Source organism: Candidatus Amarolinea dominans (assembly GCF_016704685.1).
In the GTDB taxonomy this organism is placed as follows: Bacteria; Chloroflexota; Anaerolineae; order SSC4; family Amarolineaceae; genus Amarolinea; species Amarolinea dominans.
Map to the genome: position 1 here is coordinate 13,802 of NZ_JADIZS010000010.1, position 21,050 is coordinate 34,851.

Consider the following 21,050-nt stretch of genomic DNA (forward strand, 5'->3'; position numbering starts at 1 on the left):
TTCTCACAAAAAACACTGACCCGGTCGTGCGACTCCGCTCTGTGGACGACCGCTGATGGCCCCAAGCGTTGGAGCAGGTTTCAGGTCTAACAGACCACGCTCTCGACGGAATTGACCGCATCCGGCCCGCTGAGGACGTCGTAGGCGGTGTCGGCGCCGCTGCCGCCCTTGACTGTGTCGAGGGCGCCGTCGCCGCCGCAGCCGCCGCCGGCGTAGAGGATGTCGTTGCCCGCGTCGCCAAACACCTTGTCCGCGCCGGCGCCGCCATCGAGGGTGTCGTTGCCAACCTGTCCAGAGAGGGTGTCGTCGCCATTGCCGCCGTTCATGATGTCATCGTTCGGCCCGCTTTCCGTGCCGCCAACCAGCGTATCATTGCCGTCGCCGCCGTTCATGGTGTCGTTGCCCGCGTTGCCGTAGATCACATCGCCCCGCCATCCCCAGCCAGCAGATCGTTGCCATTGCCGCCGTTGATCGTGTCCGCACCCGCACCGCCGGCCAGGGTGTCGCTGCCATTGTTGCCGTTCAAGCGGTTGGCGTTGCCGTCGCCGCTGATGACATCGTCGAAGTTGGAGCCGTTGACATTCTCGATGGTCCCCACCACCAGCACGTCGCTGTTGCCAAACCCGTCGTTGCTCGCCGCACCCGCCCAGGTCAAGGGGTGATGCCCGCCGGCGCGACCTGGTAGGTGGCGGTGTCGTTGCCCGCGCCGCCGTCGAGGGTGTCGTTGCCATCGCGGCCAACCAACGTGTCGTTGCCGTCACCGCCGTTCAGGATGTCGTTACCCTCGGCGCCGGCCAGGGTATCGTTGCCCAGGCCGCCGCCCAGGGTGTCATCGCCCAGGCCGCCGCGCAGCAGGTCGTTGCCCGCCCCGCCTGTCAGTTGATCGTTACCCACTCCGCCGAACAGCATGGAAGGGCGGGGCGCCGTCAACCCAGAGGCATCAACGCTGTCATTGCCGCCGTGCGCGCACCGACAAGGCCGTCACATCGCCGGTCGCATAGGCATAGCTGCTGCCATTGAACGTCACGTTGCTGATCGTTCCATCGCTGCTGACCGTCAGGCTGTCATCCGTGGCATCCGCGCCATGCACATAGACCGGGGATGCGCCCAGGTGATAGACCCCGTCGAAGACCGCGGTGTGGCCCAGCGAGGAGACCGCCAGCAGATAGTAGTCCCGGTCCGTGTCCACCACCGGCAGCACGATTTCGGTACCGAGGGCGAACTGCTTGCTGCCCACGGTTGCGGCCTGGCGATCGTCACCACCGACGTGCGTTCATCGCCGCTGCTCAGCACGGTATCGTCCGAGACGTAGAAGCTCACGCTGAAGGACTGTCCGGCCGTGGCGGTGGTGTAGGTGATGATGCCGGTGGCGAAGCCGTTGGCCGTGAAGCTCAGCGGCGCGCCTGGTGTGGCCGTGGGGGTAGCCGTCGGCGTGACGGTTGGGGTTGGCGTGATCGTCGGGGTGCGGGTCGGCGTGCCTGTGGCCGTGGGGGTTGCCGTTGGGGTGGCGGTGGGCAACGGCGGGGCGCCGATAGCCGCGAACAGCGAGAGGTGGCTGATGGTCACAACCAGGCGGTTGTTGACAGTGTCACGCTCGATGAGTGTGATGCCGGCGCTTGACCACTGGTTAGCGGCGGTGTCGAAGTAGGAGAGCATCAGGGTGTTCTCATCCAGCCCGACCAAGTCGCTGTCGGCATAATCCAGGGTGACGGTGACCGGCGCCTGGAAGACGAAGCCGGGCTGCAACACGCTGTTGACCGAGGCGTCCAGGGTGAAAGCATGACCGGCAAACTGGAAGCCGACCGGCGCCGATGGCTGAGAGCCGACTTCCTGCATGGTCAGGGTGGTCGTTTGCGTGACCGCGTCGCCGGGAACCTCCACCGTGATCTGCATCCCGGAGGTCGCGGTGTAGGTCAGGGTGGCTGCGACGCCGGCGTCAACCACCACAGTGGCGATGGGGCCGGGCGCGGCGGTCGGCGTAGCTGTGGGCGTTGGCGTGGCTGTGGCGCAGTTGCCAACGGCCAACCCACCGCCATTGGTGGCCGCATAGACGATATCGTTGACGAAGACGCCGCGAACGTCGTTGCTGCCCAGACCGTTGGCGGTGGTGCGGTTGGTGAAAGTCGTCCCGCCGTCGGTTGACGCATAGACGCCGCGACGGGTGGCCGCGTAAACGGCGTTGCCGATAGCCGAGACGCCGCGGACGTCGTTGTTGGTCGAGCCGGAGTTGCCGAGCCGGTTGACAAAAGAGGCGCCGCCGTTGGTTGTGATCGAAAGGCCCGACTGGGTACCCGCATACACCGCGTTGTTGCGCACTGCGGCGGCCAACACCAGGTTGCTGCCCAGGCCGTTAGCGGTGGTGCGGTTGCTGAAGGTCGCTCCGCCATCGGTGGAGATGGAGAGGCCGGCGGTGGTGGCGACGTAGACCGCGCTGCCGTTGACGGCCACGCCGTTGACGTCGTTGCTGCCCAGGCCGTTGGCGGTGGTGCGGTTGCTGAACGCAGCGCCGCCATCGGTGGAGATGGCGAGGCCGCCCGCGGTCGCCGCGTAGACCGTGCTGCCGTTGGCGAACACGCCCTTGACACTGTTGTGGCCGAGACCCGCGGCGGTGGTCTTGTTGATGAAGGTGACGCCGCCGTCGGTCGAGATCGCCAGGCCGCCCAGGGTTGCGGCGTAGACCGTGCTGCCCAGGGCATGGACGCCGCGCACATCATTGTGGCCCAGGCCGTTGGCGGTGGTACGGTTGACGAAAGAAGCGCCGCCGTTGGTGGAGATGGCGAGACCGTTGGCGGTTGCGACATACACCAGGGCGCCATCGGCGTAAGCGCCCCAGGTCTGGTTGCTGCCCAAGCCGTGGGCCGTCGTCCTGCTCGTAAACGTTCCGGGCGGGCTAACCTGACAGACGGGCGGCGTTGACGCGGGCGTTGGGCTAACGGTGGGGGTGGTGGTCGGCGTAGAGGTTGGTGTGGCCGTTGAGGTCACGGTACGGGTGGCCGTCGGTGTTGGCGTTGACACGGGGGTGTTGGTTGGGGTCGCGGTGGGCGGCACGGGCGTGTTGGTTGGGGTGGCGGTGGGCGGCACCGGCGTGGCGGTCGGGGTCGCGGTGGCCGTCGCTGTGTCAGTTAGAGTCGCGGTGGGCGGCACGGGGGTGTCGGTTGGAGTGGCCGTCGGCGGCACAGGCGTGGCGGTCGGGGTGGCCGTCGGCGGCACGGGGGTGTCGGTTGGGGTCGCGGTCGGCGGCACCGGCGTGGCGGTCGGGGTGGCCGTCGGCGGCACCGGCGTGGCGGTCGGGGTGGCGGTTGACGTGGCCGTCGCTGTGTCAGTTGGGGTCGCGGTGGGCGGCACGGGCGTGGCGGTCGGAGTGGCCGTCGGCGGCACCGGCGTGGCGGTCGGGGTCGCGGTCGGCGGCACAGGCGTGACGGTTGGGGTCGCGGTCGGCGGCAGCGGGGTGGCGGTCGGGGTCGCGGTGGGCGGCACAGGCGTGGCGGTCGGGGTCGCGGTGGGCGGCAGCGGGGTGACGGTCGGGGTTAGCGTGTCAGTCGGCGCGGCCGTCGGGGTCGCAGTGAACGGAACCGGGGTGCCAGTCGGGGTTGGCGTGTCAGTTGGGGTCGCGGTCGCCGTGACCGTCGGGGTCGCAGTGAACGTAACCGGGGTGCCAGTCGGGGTTGGCGTATCAGTCGGGGTTGCGGTCGGCGTGACCGTCGGGGTGTCAGTCGGGGTTGCAGTCGCCGTGACCGTCGGCGTATCGGTTGGCGTCGGGGTGTCCGTTGGCGTTGCGGTGGCCGGCGCCGGGGTGGCGGTTGCCGTTGGCGTCGGGGTGTTGGTGACCAGCGGGGTGGGCGTGGGTGTGCCGGGCGAGGCGCAGGAGCCATCGGCCAGGGCGATGTCGTAGGGCGTGCCCAGGGTTCCGTTCAGATCGCCCAAATCCACGCCGCCCTGGCCGTTCAGCTCGGCCCGGAGAACGACGTTATTATCATCGGTGATGTACATCTTGTTGGCCGCTACGTCCAGTGCAATGCCGGTCGGATAGCCCAGCAGGCCGCCCAGGTTGCCCAGGTCTTCGGCGCCTGTGCCATCCAGGTTGGCGCGCAGGATGTTGCTGCTGCCGTAGTTGGCAACGTACAGCTTGCCCGCGGCCACGTCGAGGGCGATGTCGTACGGGCTGTACAGGTTGCCGCCGAGATCGCCCAGGTCTTCGGGGTTCGTGCCGTCCAGGTTGGCGCGTACGATGTTCGACCCGCCGTAGTTGGCGATAACCATCTTGCCCGCGCTCAGATCGAGGGCGACGCCGCGCGGACTGTTCAGCAGCCCGCCCAGGTCGCCCAGGTTGACCGCGGCCGTGCCGTCCAGGTTGGCGCGGACGACGGTGCTGTCGCCGTAGTTGGTCACGACCATCTTGCCCGCGCTCACATCGAGTGCGATGCCGTAGGGTCTGTTCAGGTTGCCGCCCAGGTCGCCCAGGCCGGTCACGCCCGTGCCGTCCAGGTTGGCCCGGCTGACGGTATCGTTGTCGTAGTTGGTCACGTAGAGTTTGCCGCCGGCCACATCCAGGGCGACGCCGTAGTTTTTCGCCAGTGGGCTGCCGAGATCGCCCAGGTCTTCGCCGCCGCTGCCGTCCAGGTTGGCGCGGACGACGGCGTCATAATAATCGGGAACGTACATCTTGCCGTTCGTCACATCCAGGGCGATATCGTAAGGGTAACTGATCAGGCCGTCGAGGTCGCCCAGGTATTCGCCGCCGCTGCCGTCCAGGTTGGCGCGCACGACGTAGCCGTCTTCATCGGTGACGACCATCTTGCCGCCGGCCACATCCAGGGCAATGCCGGTCGGGTAACTCAGATTGCCGTCCAGGTCGCCCAAATCTTCGGGGCTTGTCCCGTCCAGGTTGGCCCGGATGATGTTGCTGCCGTAGTAGTTGGCGACATAGAGTTTGCCGGCGGCCACGTCCAGGGCGACGTCATAGGGATCGTCCAGGTTGCCGCCGAGGTCGCCCAGGTCTTCGGGATTCGTGCCGTCCAGGTTGGCGCGGATGATGTTGTTGTCGCCGTAGTTGGCGATATACATCTTACCCGCGCTCAAGTCCAGTGCAATCCCTAGCGGAGAGTCGAGCAGCCCGCCCAGATCACCCAGGCTGACGCCGCCCGTGCCGTCGAGGTTGGCGCGAATCACGGCGCTGTCGCCGTAGTTGGTCACGACCATCTTGCCCGCGGCCGTATCGAGCGCGATGCCGTAGGGTCCGTCCAGCAGGCCGTTCAGGTCGCCCAGGCTCTCGCCGCCGCTGCCGTCCAGGTTGCCCCGGCTGATGGTGTTACTGTTGAAGCTCGTCACGACCATCTTACCGGCGGTGAGATCGAGCGCGATGCCGTACGGCTCATCAACGCTGCCGCTCGAACCGCCCAGGTTTTCGGCGCCGGAGGCGTCCCAGTTGGCGCGGGCCACGGTGCGGCTGCCGTAATTGGCGACATACAAGCACATTGCGGACGGGGGCACGGTCGGCGCCAGGGTGGGGGTGACGGTCGGCGTGGGGGTGACGGTCGGCGTGGGGGTGATGGTGGGGGTGGAGGTGGGAACGAACAGGGGGCAGTTGCCCGTATTCAGGGCAATGCGGAAGGCGCCGCTCAACAGGCCGCCGAGGTTGCCCATGCTGGTGCCGCCTGTGCCGTCCAGGTTCGCCCGTGTGACTGTCTCGTTGCCGGCGTTCGTGACATACATTTTGTCGTTGGCCGTGTCCAGGGCAAGGCCGAACGGTTGGTTCAGCGTGCCGCCCAGGTTGCCCAGGCTGACCCCGCCCGTGCCGTCCAGGTTGGCCCGGCTGATCGTGTTGTTGAAAGTGTTGGTGACGTACATCTTGCCAGCGGCGATATCGAGGGCAATGCCCGACGGTTGAGACAGCGTCCCGTTGAGGTCGCCCAGGTTGACCGCGCCTGTGCCGTCCAGGTTGGCCTGGATGATGACGTAGTTGCCAGCATTGGTGATGTACATCTTGCCGGCGGCCACGTCCAGCGCAATGCCACGCGGCCAGTTCACGAGGCCGCCGAGGTCGCCCAGGTTCTCCGCATTGGTCCCGTCCAGGTTCATGCGCACAATACGGCTGCTTACATAATTGACGATGTACGCTTTCCCGCCCGCGGTATCCACCGCTACATCGTAGTCGGAGTCGAGGAACGAAACCACTCCGAGGCTAACGCCGCCCGTCCCGTCGAGATTGCCCTGGATAATTTTCTGGTAGTAGGATGTACTCGAGATATACATCTTTCCATTCGCCGCGTCCAGGCCAATGCCCGCGGGCCGCCACAACAAACCGCCGAAACCGCCCAGGTTGACGGGATCGGAGCCGTCCGAGCTGACGCGAACGATGCTGTTGTTGCCGTTGTCGGTGATGTATAGACAGGCCGCGGGGGCGGAGGCGGTGGGGCCTGCCGTCGGCGTGGCGGTCGGCGTGATCGTCGGCGTATGCGAGGGGGTGGGGGTGGGGACGAACGGCGGGCAATCGCCCGAGGCCAGCGCGATGCCAACCGGGTTGTTCAACAGGCCGCCGGGGTTGCTCAGGCTGACGACGCCCGTGCCGTCCAGATGCGCCCGGCTGACGATGTCGTCACTGGCGTCCACAACGTACATCTTGCTGCTCGCCACATCCAGCGCAATGCCGCGCGGGTAACTCAGCGAGCCGCCGAGATCGCCCAGGCTGACACCGCCCGTGCCGTCCAGGTTGGCACGAAGGATGGCGTCCATGTTCGCAATGTACATCTTGCCGCCGGCCACATCCAGCGCGATGCCCCACGGTGCGAATACCATGCCGCCGAGGGTACCCAGATTTTCGGGATTCGTACCGTCCAGGTTGGCCCGGCTGACGGTGAAATAGTTGGTGATATACATCTTGCCGGCCGCGACATCTAGCGCGATGCCGCGCGGGTCGTACAACAGGCCGCCGAGGTTGCCCAGGCTGACGCCGCCCGTGCCGTCCAGGTTGGCGCGGCTGACAGTGTTGTTGCCCGTGTTCACGATGTACATCTTGCCACCCGTCGTGTCCAGCGCAATACCTGACGAAGAGTTCAGCGTGCCGCTGAGATTGCCTAGATTCTCTCTGCCCGTGCCGTCCAGATTGGCGCGGGTGACGGTGTTGCTGCTTGTATTGGCGATGTACATCTTGCCGGCCGCCGTGTCCAGCGCGATGCCTAACCCGCCGCCGAGATTGCCCAAATTAACGCCGCCCGCGCCCTCCGAGTTGGCCCGGATCAGGTAGGAGTTGGCATTGTTCGTGAGATACATGCACATGGCGGTGGCCGCCAAAGTAGCCGTCGGCGTCGGGGTGTGGGTCGGGGTGACGGTCGGCGTCGGCGTTGGCGTATGGGTCGGGGTTTGGGTAATGGTTGGGGTCTGCGTAGTAGTCGGCGAGGAGGTTGGTGTGGTGATGTGTGTCGGATTGCCTTCGGCAAGCGCTTGAACCTGATCTGGCGTCAAAACGTCGTTGTAAATGCGCGTCTCATCCATGCTGCCCGCGAGTGATCCAAAGCCTAGCGGCCGCTGTCCGATGTACACAACGCCGCCGCCGGCGAAGTCCGCGGTGGCAGTATCGCTCCCCACCAGCACGCCATCCTTATATGCTTTGCGGCTGTTGCTGGCCGCGTCATAGGTGCAGACGTAGTGGTGCCAGTCAGTGTCGGCCGTGGCCGTCGTTGTGTTCAGGTCATTGGCATAAAATGCGCAGGTGAAGTAATCTGAGGAGCGGAAGCCAATGTGAAGCGCTTGATTGGCGCTGCTGCTGGTCCCCTGATTGAAAAAGTATTCATTTGTACCCGTACGAGCACGTTTCACCCACATGGCCACGCTAAAGGATCGGTTGGCCAGGTCAATCGTTCCCGCCGCAGCCCCGTATTGGGAAGAACCATCGAACGTGAGCGCGTAGGGATTGGCAAACACGACGGGCGCGCTGTCGCTTGTCCACGCCGGGCTGTCATACAAGGTCAGCGTATGCGCGTTGCCCGCATCATCCGCCACACTGCTTCCCGCGCCTTCGTCAAATCTCCAATACGCCAGCAAAGAGCCGAAAACAGCCGGCGTGGGGGTGTGAGTAGATATCAGTGTGGCGGTTGGCGTTGGGGTGATGGTCGGTGTCGGCGTATCGGTCGGCGTTGGGGTGATGGTCGGCGTTGGCGTGATGGTCGGCGTTGGGGTATCGGTTGGCGTCGGGGTGTTGGTCGGCGTTGGCGTATCGGTTGGCGTTGGCGTGGACGTCGGCGTTGGCGTGGGCGCCACGTAGCCAAATACATACGCCGAACCTGCATCATCCAAAAGACCATAGGTCTGCCAGGGCGCTCCCACCACCACGGTGTTTCCGCTGACCGCAACGGAATGGCCAAAATAGTCTTCGTTGAACCAGGCCGAAGGGAGAAATTTCGATGTCTGGGTCAGATCGCCCGACCACCCGCCGCCGGGTTTCAGGTATTCATACGCTGAGCCAGCGTCGAACGCGCCGCGCTCGTTGTCCCAGGGTGCTCCCACAATCACGATGTCTCCGCTGACAGCTACTGACATACCGAAGTAGTCACTCGTCGCTCTATCGGAGGCGGTGAGCCGGGCTGCCTCGGTCATGTCTGACCATCCGCCGCCGGGCTTGACAAAAACGTAGGCCGCGCCCGCGTCGGTCACACCGCCAGGATTGGCTGCATAGGCCCCAACGACGGCCACATCCCCGCTGATGGCGACGGCGTAGCCAAAATAGTCATTTGCCGCCCTGTCGGAGGCGGTCAAGATGGCAGCCTGGGTCAGAGTTCCCAGCCACCCGCCGCCCGGTTTCTCGAACACGTACGCCGCGCCGGCATTGCTTGTGCCGCCAGGATCCGCGAGACGCGCCCCTGCGACCACCGCGTCACCACTGATGGCAACCGAGTTGCCGAGTTGGTCATTTATCGCCTTGTTGGATGCGGTCAGCTTGGCAGACTCGGTCAGACTCCCCGACCATCCGATGCCAGGCCTGGTGAACACATACGCGGCGCCCGCGTCTGATACGCCGCCGGGAGCAGCGTAGAGCGCCCCCACCACCAACGTGTCTCCGCTGATGGCAACGGAGTAACCGAAGAAGTCGTCGGTCACTTTGTCCGATGCAGTCAGCTTGGCGGACTCAGTCAGGGTTCCCGTCCAGATGCCGGGTTTCACGAACACGTAGGCTGCGCCGGCCTCGTCTGCGCCGTCGGGGTCAGCATAGGCGCCCCTACGACCACCACATCCCCACTGATGCCGACGGAATAGCCGAACTGGTCGCTCCATGCCTTGTCCGAGGCAGTGAGTTTGGCCGTGTGGGTCATATCAGCCCAGCCGCCGCCCGGCTTCTCGAACACATAGGCCGCGCCCGCGTCGCCCACGCTGCCAGGATCGGCCTGGAACGCCCCCACAACCACGACATCGCCGCTGATGGCGACAGACCAACCGAACAGATCGTAACTCTGCCTATCGCTCGCGATCAATCTGCCTTGCTCGACGAAGGGGTCTACGGTGATGGGATACTGCGCGCCCGCGACGGACACGCGGATGTGGACCTCACCCCCGGCCCCTCTCCTGGCTGGAGAGGGGAGGTAGACCTCACCCCCGGCCCCTCTCCTGGCTGGAGAGGGGAGGCGGACCTCACCCCCGGCCCCTCTCCTGGCTGGAGAGGGGAGTTCGAGCCACGCGGTCAGTTCACGCCCCGCGGCATCGAAGGCGGTCAGGCCGCTGTAGCGCAGCGTCGTTCCTTCAGCGCCAGATAGGGTCAAACCGCGCTTGTCTGCGCTGAGCTGCGCCTGCAGCCCTGGGTCGAGCGCAAGCGCCAGGGTGAGGGTGTCGGGCGGCGCCTGGAGGGCGGGAGGCGGAGCGTGGATGGTGAACCCCTGCTGCACGCCCTGCGGGCCGTTGACATACCACTCGGTGAGCGCGCCGCGCGCGTACTCCACGCGGTTCTCCGTGGCGCGCGGCGCAACGCGGGCAGCGGCTTGCAGTTGATTGCCAAAGCCCCAGGCGCGCAGCAGCAGATTCCAGGCCAACTCCCTGGTGCGCACCGTCGCCGCGTCCGCGGAGAAGACGGCATCGAGCTTTTGGGCTGGGTTGGTGAGCGTCAGACTGCCGTCGTCTCGCACTGCCGTGTGATACGTCGCCCGGTCGCGGCCAATGGCGGCCGAGATGGCAGCCTGCGCCGGCGTGGGTAAATCTGCCAGGGTTTGCACCGTGGCAGGCTGGCCGGCGGTGTCTGCCTGGCCTGGCCGGCCGGGCAGATCAATGAACGTCACTGCCGGCAGCGCCAGCCCGCTCAGCAGGAGCAAGATGAAGATCAGCAGCAGAGGCGTGCGCATTTTCTGGGAGAGACGGGCCAACGGGGCATTACGACCTGAAACAAGCATAAATCCAGCGCTCATCTAAGCCTCCAATCGTCGTATCACTGCACCTTGCGCCCACAGGCGCTCGCATAACCGATCGCAAATGGGGCGTGGGACGCCCCGCTCCTTGTCACCAGGTCACCTTCTTCAGCCAGGTTGCCTTGTCCGGTTGGCGCTCACTGACCTGGATGCCGAAATCATCGGGGCAGATCTGGAAATCTCCCCTGCCGTTGGCAACTCAGATGGCAAAGAAGTCTTGCATGGACGTGATTTTGACTTGGTCATTCGGGCGAGCTGAGGATGCGACCCCCCCCCGCGCCTGGTGAGGATCAGCGCTGCGGCAGTTTGGCGTGAGCATGATATACCAGGACAGTGTGCTTGCGAATAGTACGAGTGTCTTACAAATTCACACTGTTCGTTTTCATGTCCGTGTTGAGCCGTGTACCAATTCTAAAGGTACACGGATTGGCACAGATGGACACAGATATTCTTTATTTTCTGTCCGTGTGAATCGGTGTTGATCCGTGTACCAATAATCTGGCGCGGTGATGCGCCTACTGCGCCAAGAGCCTCCACAGCCAGGCGAGCAGGCGCTGACCCGGGGAGCCAGGGCTGACCGTGAAGACATCCACCCCCAGCGCGGTGGGCGCTTGCCAGGTGGCCGACAGCGGGCCGTGACGCTCATGGGCGCCGCTGAACTCCACCACGTCGAGCCAGTAGTAGTAGGTGACGCCCATCACCAGGTTGTCCTGATCGAGCCAGGCGTAGCTGAAACCCTGGCTGCTGCCCGGCGCCTGCGAGGGAATGAGTGCGGCGTTGAGGCGCTGCGTGGGCGCGTTCGGCGTCTCCCCGCGCCACAGGTCGAAGCCCAGGTTTCCCAGTTCACTGGTAGTTTCCCAGGCCACGAGGATGCCTTGCTCCTGCACCTGAACGGTGAAATCGGCCAGCCCCGCAGCCAGGGGCGTGAAACCATACGCGGCAAAATAGTCAGCATCTGTGATGGCGATCCCGCCGTTGTTCGCATTCGTAAAGTCCCCGCCCACGTACAGGTCCTCGCTGCCAGGTGCAAGGGCATAGACGCCGTAATTGAGCGACCCGTTGCTCGCGCCGTTCGAACCCAGCGCCGACCAGTTCGTCCCGTCCCATTTGGCGACGTAATCGGCGGCGGGGAGCGAGGTTTCGTTGCTCACATTCGTAAAGGCGCCGCCCACATAGACATCCGTCCCGCTGACCAAGATGGCGAGAACGCTGCCGTTAAGCGAGCCGTTGCCAGCGATGCCCGAGCCGAGCGCGGACCAGGCGCTGCCGTTCCATTTGGCGACGTAATCGGCTTCGGGAAGGGAGGTCCCGCCATTGTTGACATTCGTAAAGCCGCCGCCCACGTACATATTCGTCCCGCTGATGGCGATGGCGTTGACTCGTCCGCTGAGCGAGCCGTTGCCAGCGCTGCCCGAGCCGAGCGCGGACCAGTTACTGCCGTCCCATTTGGCGATGTAATCGGCTTCGGGGAGGGGGGTCCCGTCGTTATTCACATCCGTAAAGGTGCCGCCCACATAGACATCCGTCCCGCTGATGGTGATAGCATTGACTTGTCCGCTGAGCGAGCCGCCGCTCGCGCCGTTCGAGCCGAGCGCGGACCAGGCGCTGCCGTTCCATTTGGCGATGTAATCGGCTTCGGGGAGGGAGATCCCGCCGTTGGTTATATTGAAAAAGCCGCCGCCCACGTAAACATCCGTCCCGCTGATGGCGATGGTATAGACGGCGCCGGTGAGCGAGCCGCCGCTCGCGCCGTTCGAGCCGAGCGCAGACCAGGCGCTGCCGTTCCATTTGGCGATGTAATCGGCTTCGGGGAGCGAGGTCCCGGCGTTGTTCACATCCGCGAACGTACCGCCCACATAGACATCCGTCCCGCTGATGGCGATGGCGTAGACGGTGCCGTTGATTGAGCCGTTGCCAGCGCTGCCCGAGCCGAGCGCAGACCAGTTACTGCCGTCCCATTTGGCGATGTAATCGGCGGCGGTAAGCACTGTCCCGTTGTTCGAGACATTCGTAAAGGAGCCGCCTACATACACATTCGTTCCGCTGACCGCGATGGCTCTGGCTGTACCGTTGAACGAACCCTCCACGACGCCGTTCGAGCCGAGCGCGGACCAGGCGCTGCCATTCCATTTGCCGATATAGTCGGCTGCCGGCGCACTCCCGCCATTACTGAAACCGCCGCCCACATAGACATCCGTCCCGCTGACGACGATGGCGAAGACGCCGCTGTTGAGCGAGCCGTCGCCCGCGCCGTTCGAGCCGAGGCTGGACCAGTTCGTCCCGTCCCATTTGGCGACGTAATCGGCTTCGGGGAGCGAGGTCGCGTTGTTGTTCACATTATAGAAATTGCCACCCACATAGACGTCCGTCCCGCTGATGGCGATGGCGCTGACGACGCCGTTGATTGAGCCGTTGCCAGCGCTGCCCGTGCCGAGCGCGGACCAGGCGCTGCCGTTCCATTTGGCGACGTAATCGGCGGCGGGGAGCGAGGTCCCGTTGTTGTTCACATTCAGAAAACTGCCGCCCACATAGACATCCGTCCCGCTGATGGCGATGACATTGACTGATCCGCTGAGCGAGCCGTTGCCCGCGCCGTTCGAGCCGAGCGCGGACCAGTTGCTGCCGTCCCATTTGGCGACGTAATCGGCGGCGTTGAGCGAGGTCCCGTTGTTGCCCACATTCAGAAAGAAGCCGCCCACATAGACATCCGTCCCGCTGATGGCGATGGCATTGACTTGTGAGTTGAGCGAGCCGTCGCTCCAGCCGTTCGAGCCGAGCGCGGACCAGGCACTGCCGTTCCATTTGGCGACGTAATCGGCGGTGGGGAGCGGGGCCCCGTTGTTGTTCACGTTCGTAAAGTTGCCGCCCACATAGACATCTGTCCCGCTGGTGGCGATGGTTTTGACGCCGCTATTGAGCGAGCCGTTGCTCGCGCCGTTCGAGCCGAGCGCGGACCAGGCACTGCCATCCCATTTGGCGACGTAATCGGCTTCGGGGAGCGAGGTCCCGGCGTTGTTCACATTCGTAAAGAAGCCGCCCACATAGACATCCGTCTCGCTGATGGCGATGGCATTGACGGCGCCACCTAGCGAACCGTTGCCAGCACTGCCCGAGCCGAGCGCGGACCAGTTGCTGCCGTTCCATTTGGCGACGTAATCGGCGGCGGTGAGCGAGGTTCCGGCGTTGTTCACATTCAGAAAGAAGCCGCCCACATACACATCCGTCCCGCTGATGGCGATGGCATAGACGGGGCCGACGAGCGAACCGTTGTTCATGCCGCTCGTGCCGACCTTACCCCACTCGCCGGCCGGCGCCAGGGCAGGGGCAAAGACCGGCCCGCGCTGCGGGTCCAGCGACACGTTCCACCCGCTCAGGTTGATTGCGCCGCTGGCTGCGCCGTCCAATCTCAGCGTGCCGTCGGGGTTGAGCAGCGAGGCCGCGGGAATGGCGGCCGGTTGGGCCTGGGACAGCGCGGCGGCGGGCGCGGCGCCAAGCACAATCGCCAGCAGCAGCGCAGTGTGCAGTACGATCTGCGTGGTGCGCCGGGCCGTGTGAGATGCGGGCGCGGTGTATCGAAGAAGACGTGCAGGGGATGCGACGAGTGAATGCGTAGTAGACATGGTGATGTACTCCTTTTCCGAACCTGGCGGACTGTCAGACTGCTCATGAGACATGCAGGAGATCGGTTGCAGAAGTTTCGTGAATGACTGCCGGAACATGATAAACCAGCATTACTCGTTTACGAATAGTATCCTCGGTTCATCCGGCGCGAGATGATTGGTATTCTGCAGCGGCAGATTGGAGCGTTGGAAAAGCACAGAGCCGGCCACATGGCCGGCTCTGATCCTACGAAATGCATCGAGCGAAAATGTTTTTGGCTAACTAAGGGTTCAGGTGAATTTCCACTGATCGCAAGAATTCAGAAAACGACATCTCATGGCACGTAACATGCTGATCCGGATCGGCGAAAGGATGATAATGCCAACCCGTCTTGGCGTTATCTGCGCCGTAAATTCGTCGTCCGTCTCGAACCAATGCGAACGCAGTTTTGTCAGTCGCCAGGTTATAGAAGACATTGATGAAAGTATCAGATTGGGCAAGGTGAACCCGAACATGCAAGACATCAACATCCAATATGCGTTCTTCGAGGCGGTCTACCAGCGAAGAATCATAGCAGACACGGCGTAATTCGTGGAGAAGTTGGATCGTCGTCATGGCAGCCATGCAAAACTTCCCGTAAGTCGGTTTCGCCGCGTGACCAGCCCTTCCCACATGAGATAATCGTTCTCTGCCTCGAATGTGTAGTACTCCGGGCGATCTTCGCTTTCCCACAGACGGCGGTAAGTCTCGAAGGACATGCCGTACTTGGCTTCGAACTGGCGCAACCCGGTTTCGAGTTCCATGAGCTTTTGGCGAGCAAAATCCCGAATCACCCTGGTCAAGGCGGTGTCTACCCTCGCTTCACCTGTCAGTTCGACAAGCGCCTGAGCCGTTTCTTTGGGAAGCATTACTGTTGTATCGAACATCTGGCTACTCCTGAGAAGGCTGATTTGGACATTACAAAGGCAGCCCAAATTATAACATACATTCCCTCACGGCGGTAGTGCAGCTCACCTCAACCCCCGGCCCCTTCTCCTCTCCGCGCAGCGGAGAGGAGAAGGGGGGAAGAGGGTGAGCGTGTTTCAGGTTTAGCAGACCACGCTTTCCACGGTGTTGATGGCGTCGGGGTCGCTGAGGACGTCGTAGGCGGTGTCGGTTCCGCTGCCGCCCTTGACCGTGTCGAGGGCGCCGTCGCCGCCGCAGCCGCCGCCGGCGTAGAGGGTGTCGTTACCCGCGTCGCCGAGCAGTGTGTCCGCGCCGGTTCCGCCATTCAGGGTGTCGTTGCCGGCGTCGCCGCTGAGCTTGTCGTTGCCCGCGCCGCCGTTGAGGGTGTCGTTGCCGGTCTGGCCGTAGAGGAAGTCATCGCCCGCGTCGCCGTTGAGGATGTCATCGTTGGCGCCGCTCTCGGTGCCGCCGTAGAGCGTGTCGTTGTCATCGCCGCCGTTCATGGTGTCGTTGCCGGCCTTGCCGTAGAGGGTGTCGTTGCCCGCGTCACCGTTGAGCAGGTCATTGCCATTGCCGCCGTTGATCGTGTCCGCACCTGCGCCGCCGTTGATCGTGTCGTTGCCATCGCCGCCGTTGAGGGTATTGGCGTTGTCGTCGCCGATGATGACGTCGTCGAAGCTGGAGCTGCTGACAATCTCGATGGTGTTGAGCGCCAGGGTGTCGCTGCTGCCGTTGCCGTCGTTGCTGGCAACGCCGACGGCCAGGTTGAGGGCGATGGGGCCTGTGGTGGCCTGGTAGTTGGCGGTGTCGCTGTCGGCGCCGCCGTCGAGCGCATCGCTGCCCTCGCGACCGAACAGGGTGTCGTCGCCGGCGCCGCCGAAGAGGGCATCGTTGCCTTCGGCGCCGTTGAGGGAGTCGCTGCCGGGGCCGCCGCTGAGGGAGTCGTCGCCGGTTCCGCCGCGCAGGGTGTCATTGCCCATGCCGCCGGAGAGTTGATCGTTGCCTGCCCCGCCGATCTGGACCGAAGGGAGCGCGGCGGTCAGCCCGGAGACATCAACGGCATCGTCGCCGCCGTGGGTGCGCACGGAGAGGGCGGTGACATCCGGGGTTGAGTAGTTGTAACTTGTGCCGTTGAAATTCACGGTCATCGTACCGCCGTCGCCGCTGACGATGACGGCGTCGCCGGTGAGTTCATCGCCATGCACGTAGATGGGCGATGCGGGCAGGTGATAGACGCCGGTGAAGAGGGCGGTGTGGCCCAGGGACGAGACGGCCAGGAGGTAGTAGTCCTGCTTGGAGTCCACGACCGGCAGCACGATCTCGGCGCCGAGGGCGAAGCGTTTGCGGCCGGCCGCGGCGGTGGGCAGGATGGTCACCACCGAGGTGCGTTTATCTCCGCCGTTGAGCAGTGTGTCTTCGGACACGTAGATACTGACGGTGAACGGTTGGCCGGGGATGGCCATGGTGTAGGTGAGGACGCCGGTGGCGAGGCCGTCGGCGCTGAAGAGCAGGGGGATGGAAGGTGTGGCCGTGGGGGTGGCGGTCGGCGTCTCCGTCGGGGTTGGGGTGTTGGTTGGCGTCTCCGTCGGTGTGGCCGTGGGCGTATCGGTTGGGGTGGGCGTGTTGGTGGGCGTATCCGTCGGCATGGCCGTGGGCGTATCGGTTGGGGTGGGCGTGTTGGTGGGCGTATCCGTCGGCATGGCCGTTGGGGTTGGGGTTGACGTATCGGTGGGAGTGGGCGTTGGCGTGTCCGTCGGCGTCTCGGTGGGAGTGACGGTGAACGGAACTGGGCGTGTCCGTCGGCGTCTCGGTGGGGGTGACGGTAGGCGGGACTGGCGTGTCGGTCGCTGTCAAAGTGGGGGTGGCGGTGGGCGGAACTGGCGTCTCGGTGGGGGTGGCGGTGAACGGAACTGGCGTGTCCGTCGGCGTCTCGGTGGGGGGGGGGGGGGTCGGGGCGTCGTGGGGTGGCGGTGGGGTGGGGTGGTCCTATCTCGGTGGGGGTTGGCGTCGGGGTGGCAGAGAACGCGAAGCCATACGCCGCAAAATAGTCGGCGTCCGTGATGACCGCCCCGCCGTTGTTGACGTTGAAGAATGGACCGCCCACGTACAGGTCCTCGCTGTCAGGTGCAAGGGCATAGACGTTGCTACTGAGCGAGCCGCCGCCCGCGCCGTTCGAACCCAGCGCCGACCAGTTCGTCCCGTCCCATTTGGCGACGTAATCGGCGGCAGTGAGCGACGTCCCGCCGTTGCTCACATCTATAAAGCCTCCGCCCACATAGACATCCGTCCCGTTGACCGCGAGGGCATAGACGGTGCTGCCGATCGAACCGCCGCCCGCGCCGTTCGAACCCAGCGCGGACCAGTTCGTCCCGTCCCATTTGGCGATGCAGTCGGCGGCGGTGAGCGAGGTCCCGCCATTGTTGACATTCGTAAAGAGGCCGCCCACGTACACATCCGTCCCGCTGATGGCGATGGCATAGACCCAGCCATTGAGCGAGCCGTTGCCCGCGCCGTTCGAGCCGAGCGCGGACCAGTTTGTGCCGTTCCATTTGGCGACGTAATCGGCGGCGGTGAGCGAGGTCCCGTTGTTGTTGACATCCGTAAAGTTGCCGCCCACATAGACATTCGTCCCGCTGATGGCGATGGCATTGACGGCGCCGCTGAGCGAGCCGCCGCTCGCGCCGTTCGAGCCGAGCGCGGACCAGGCGCTGCCATCCCATTTGGCGACATAATCGGCGGCAGTGAGCGACGTCCCGCCGTTATTCACGTCCGTAAAGTTGCCGCCCACACAGACATCTGTCGCGCTGGTGGCGATGGCATTGACGGCGCCGCTGAGCGAGCCGTTGCCCGCGCCGTTCGAGCCGAGCGCGGACCAGGCGCTGCCGTTCCATTTGGCGATGTAATCGGCGGCGGTGAGCGAGGTCCCGGCGTTGTTCACATCCGAGAACGCACCGCCCACATAGACATCCGTCCCGCTGATGGCGATGGCCTGGACGGCGCCGTTGATTGAGCTGTTGCCAGCGCCGTTTGAGCCGAGCGCAGACCAGTTACTGCCGTCCCATTTGGCGATGTAATCGGCGGCGGTAAGCACTGTCCCGTTGTTCAAGACATTCGTAAAGGAGCCGCCTACATACACATTCGTCCCGCTGACCGCGATGGCTCTGACTACACCGTTGAACGAACCTTCCACGACGCCGTTCGAGCTGAGCGCGGACCAGGCGCTGCCGTTCCATTTGCCGATATAGTCGGCCGTCGGCGCACTCCCGCCATTACTGAAAGAGCCGCCCACATAGACATCCGTCCCGCTGACGGCGATGGCGTTGACGACGCTGACGCCGCTGATTGCGCCGTTGCCCGCGCCGTCCGAGCCGAGCGCGGACCAGCTCGTCCCGTCCCATTTGGCGATGCGGTCGGCTTCGGGGAGCGAGGTCCCGGCGTTGTTGACATTGGTAAAATTGCCGCCCACATAGACATCTGTCCCGCTGATGGCGATGGCATAGACGGTGGCGCTGAGCGAGCCGTTGCTTGCGCCGTTCGAGCCGAGCGCGGACCAGGCACTGCCGTTCCATTTGGCGACGAAATCGGCGGCGGTGAGCGAGGTTCCGTTGTTGTTCACATTCGTAAAGGCGCCGCCCACATAGACATCTGTCCCGCTGATGGCGATGGCGAAGACGCTGTAATTGAGCGAGCCGTTGCTCGCGCCGTTCGAGCCGAGCGCGGACCAGGCACTGCCGTTCCATTTGGCGACGTAATCGGCGGCGGTGAGCGAGGTCCCGTTGTTGTTCACATTCGCAAAGAAGCCGCCCACATAGACATCCGCCCCGCTGATGGCGATGGCGAAGACGGTGTTATTGAGCGAGCCGTTGCCCGCGCCGTTCGAGCCGAGCGCAGACCAGTTCGTCCCGTCCCATTTGGCGATGTAATCGGCGGCGGTGAGCGAGGTCCCGCCGTTGTTCACATTCAGAAAGAGGCCGCCCACATAGACATCTGTCCCGCTGATGGCGATGGTGTAGACGGAGAAGCCGAGCGAGCCGTTGCTCGCGCCGTTCGAGCCGAGGCTGGACCAGGTTCGCCATCCCATTTGGCGACGTAATCGGCTTCGGGGAGCGAGGTGCCGTTGTTGTTGACATTCGTAAAGCCGCCGCCCACATAGACATCCGTCCCGCTGATGGCGATGGCGAAGACGCTGTTATTGAGCGAGCCGTTGCCCGCGCCGTCCGAGCCGAGCGCAGACCAGTTCGTCCCGTCCCATTTGGCGATGTAATCGGCTTCGGGGAGCGAGGTCCCGCCGTTGTTCACATTCGTAAAGGCGCCGCCCACATAGACATCCGTCCCGCTGATGGCGATGGCATTGACTTGTCCGCTGAGCGAACCGTTATTCAATCCGCTCGAGCCAACATTGTCCCACTTGCCGGCCGGCGCCAGGGCAGGGGCAAAGACCGGCCCGCGCTGAGGATCCAGCGACACGTTCCACCCGCTCAAGTTGATTGCGCCGCTGGCTGCGCCGTCCAATCTCAGCGTGCCGTCGGGGTTGAGCAGCGAGGCCGCGGAAATGGCAGCCGGTTGGGCCTGAGACAGCGCGGCGGCGGGCGCTGCGCCAAGCACAATCGCCAGCAGCAGCGCAGCGTACAGTACGATCTGTATGGTGCGCCGGGCCGTGTGAAATGCAGGCGCGGCGTATCGAAGAAGACGTGCAGGGGATGTGACGAGTGAATGCGTAGTAGACATGGTGATGTACTCCTTTTCCGAACCTGGCGGACTGTCAGACTGCTCACAAGACATGCAGGAGATCGGTTGCAGAAGTTTCGTGAATGACTGCCGGAACATGATAAACCAGCAGTGGCCGTTTGCGAATAGTACCCTCGGTTTTCCGGCGCGAGATGCACATGAGATGGTGATTTATGTTTCTCCGGGCTTGACAGTTTGCCCTTCTTGCCGCATACTGCGGCCCTATGAAATCACCTAACTTCCTCTCTCATTTTACTTTGCGCTCGCGCCCGCCCTTCCTGCTGCTGGGCGCGTTGAGTCTGCTGGCCGGACTGTGGGCCGGCCTGCTGCGCATCGGTTGGCAACTGCCGCCGCTCAGCGCAGGTCTGGCCGCCAATCACGGCCCGTTCATGATCTGCGGCTTCCTCGGCACCCTCATCTGCCTGGAGCGCGCGGTGGGGTTGAACCGCCCCTGGGCCTATGCTGCGCCGCTGGCCGCGGCGCTGGGCGGGCTGGCGCTGCTCCTCGGCCTGCCTATGCCGGTTGCGCCGCTGCTCCTGCTCCTCGCCAGCCTGGTCCTGACGATCATCTTCGTGGCGATCTACCGCCTGCGCCCGGACAGCGCCAGCGCGGTCATGGGGAGCGGCGCCGCGCTCTGGGTGGTGGGCAATCTGTTGTGGCTGTTGGGAAGTCCGCTGGCGTCTGTGGTGCCCTGGTGGGTCGGCTTCCTGGTGGTCACCGTGGCCGGTGAGCGCCTGGAACTCTCGCGCGTGCTCATGCTGCGGCCCGGCATCATGCGTTCGTTCTTGCTCATCATCGCGCTGTTCGTGGCCGGCCTGGCGCTCTCACTGTTCAACCTGGCCTGGGGCGTGCGCGTGGCCGGACTGGGGCTGTGCGGACTGGGCGCCTGGCTGCTGCGCTTCGACATCGCCCGGCGCACCATCCGCAAACAGGGGTTGGCGCAGTTCATTGCGGCCTGCCTGCTCCCCGGCTACCTCTGGCTGATGCTGGCCGGCGGCGCCTGGGCCGTGTGGGGCGAGCGCTTCCTGGCCGGGCCGCCCTATGACGCCATGCTGCACATGATCCTGCTCGGCTTCGTCTTCTCCATGATCTTCGGCCACGGCCCCATCATCCTGCCGGCCGTGCTGCGCATCGAGATGCCCTTCCGCCCCGCCTTCTTCGCCCATCTGCTCCTGCTGCACCTCTCCCTGCTGCTGCGCGTGGCGGGCGACCTGGCGCCCCAGCAAGCGTTGCGCGCCTGGGGTGGCATGTTCAACGTGATTGCGATACTCCTTTTCCTGGCCAATACGATCGCCTCGGCACGGCAGGGTATGGTGCAAGGCCGGTCCTCTGCGCCCGCCGGCGGTTGATGAACATTCAAGAAATAAACCGGCGGCGCCAGCCTCGGCCCTC

Annotated in this window: 12 protein-coding genes; 1 reads left to right on the forward strand and 11 read right to left on the reverse strand. The window is 64.5% G+C overall.

Annotation, left to right across the window (positions count from 1 at the left end; all coding sequences use genetic code 11):
- Positions 1–86: 86 nt before the first annotated feature.
- From IPF85_RS07725 to IPF85_RS07775, 11 genes are all read right to left on the reverse strand, one after another.
- Positions 87–422 (reverse strand): hypothetical protein, encoded by a 336-nt coding sequence (locus IPF85_RS07725; RefSeq protein ID WP_343407492.1) that lies wholly within the window; start codon positions 420–422, stop codon positions 87–89.
- The gene (locus IPF85_RS07730; protein WP_343407493.1) at positions 419–655 is read right to left on the reverse strand and encodes a hypothetical protein; all 237 of its coding nucleotides are present in this window, start codon (positions 653–655) and stop codon (positions 419–421) included. The genes IPF85_RS07725 and IPF85_RS07730 overlap by 4 nt, the downstream gene beginning before the upstream one ends.
- Complete coding sequence (locus tag IPF85_RS07735; protein WP_343407494.1) at positions 652–909, reverse strand: calcium-binding protein; 258 nt, start codon at positions 907–909, stop codon at positions 652–654. The genes IPF85_RS07730 and IPF85_RS07735 overlap by 4 nt, the downstream gene beginning before the upstream one ends.
- 40 nt (positions 910–949) lie before the next feature.
- Positions 950–1,090 (reverse strand): hypothetical protein, encoded by a 141-nt coding sequence (locus IPF85_RS07740; protein WP_343407495.1) that lies wholly within the window; start codon positions 1,088–1,090, stop codon positions 950–952.
- Entirely contained in the window at positions 1,057–9,267 is an 8,211-nt protein-coding gene (locus tag IPF85_RS07745) for a LamG-like jellyroll fold domain-containing protein (RefSeq protein ID WP_343407496.1), read from the reverse strand. The genes IPF85_RS07740 and IPF85_RS07745 overlap by 34 nt, the downstream gene beginning before the upstream one ends.
- Positions 9,153–10,385, reverse strand: a complete 1,233-nt coding sequence (locus tag IPF85_RS07750; RefSeq protein WP_343407497.1) for an FG-GAP repeat protein — start codon at positions 10,383–10,385, stop codon at positions 9,153–9,155. Before IPF85_RS07750 ends, IPF85_RS07745 begins: the two co-directional genes overlap by 115 nt.
- Positions 10,386–10,900: 515 nt before the next feature.
- The gene (locus IPF85_RS07755) at positions 10,901–14,005 is read right to left on the reverse strand and encodes a hypothetical protein (RefSeq protein WP_343407498.1); all 3,105 of its coding nucleotides are present in this window, start codon (positions 14,003–14,005) and stop codon (positions 10,901–10,903) included.
- A gap of 262 nt (positions 14,006–14,267) precedes the next feature.
- Entirely contained in the window at positions 14,268–14,609 is a 342-nt protein-coding gene (locus IPF85_RS07760) for a hypothetical protein (protein WP_343407499.1), read from the reverse strand.
- Positions 14,597–14,911: a hypothetical protein gene (locus IPF85_RS07765; RefSeq protein ID WP_343407500.1), complete on the reverse strand. Its 315-nt coding sequence runs from the start codon at positions 14,909–14,911 to the stop codon at positions 14,597–14,599. The genes IPF85_RS07760 and IPF85_RS07765 overlap by 13 nt, the downstream gene beginning before the upstream one ends.
- A 162-nt stretch (positions 14,912–15,073) precedes the next feature.
- Positions 15,074–16,576: a calcium-binding protein gene (locus IPF85_RS07770; protein WP_343407501.1), complete on the reverse strand. Its 1,503-nt coding sequence runs from the start codon at positions 16,574–16,576 to the stop codon at positions 15,074–15,076.
- A 2,314-nt stretch (positions 16,577–18,890) separates the two neighbouring features.
- On the reverse strand, positions 18,891–19,658 hold the full coding sequence (locus IPF85_RS07775) for a hypothetical protein (RefSeq protein ID WP_343407502.1): 768 nt from the start codon (positions 19,656–19,658) through the stop codon (positions 18,891–18,893).
- A gap of 224 nt (positions 19,659–19,882) precedes the next feature.
- Between IPF85_RS07775 and IPF85_RS07780 the strand changes: the two genes are divergently transcribed.
- Complete coding sequence (locus tag IPF85_RS07780) at positions 19,883–21,007, forward strand: hypothetical protein (RefSeq protein ID WP_343407503.1); 1,125 nt, start codon at positions 19,883–19,885, stop codon at positions 21,005–21,007.
- Positions 21,008–21,050 lie beyond the last annotated feature (43 nt).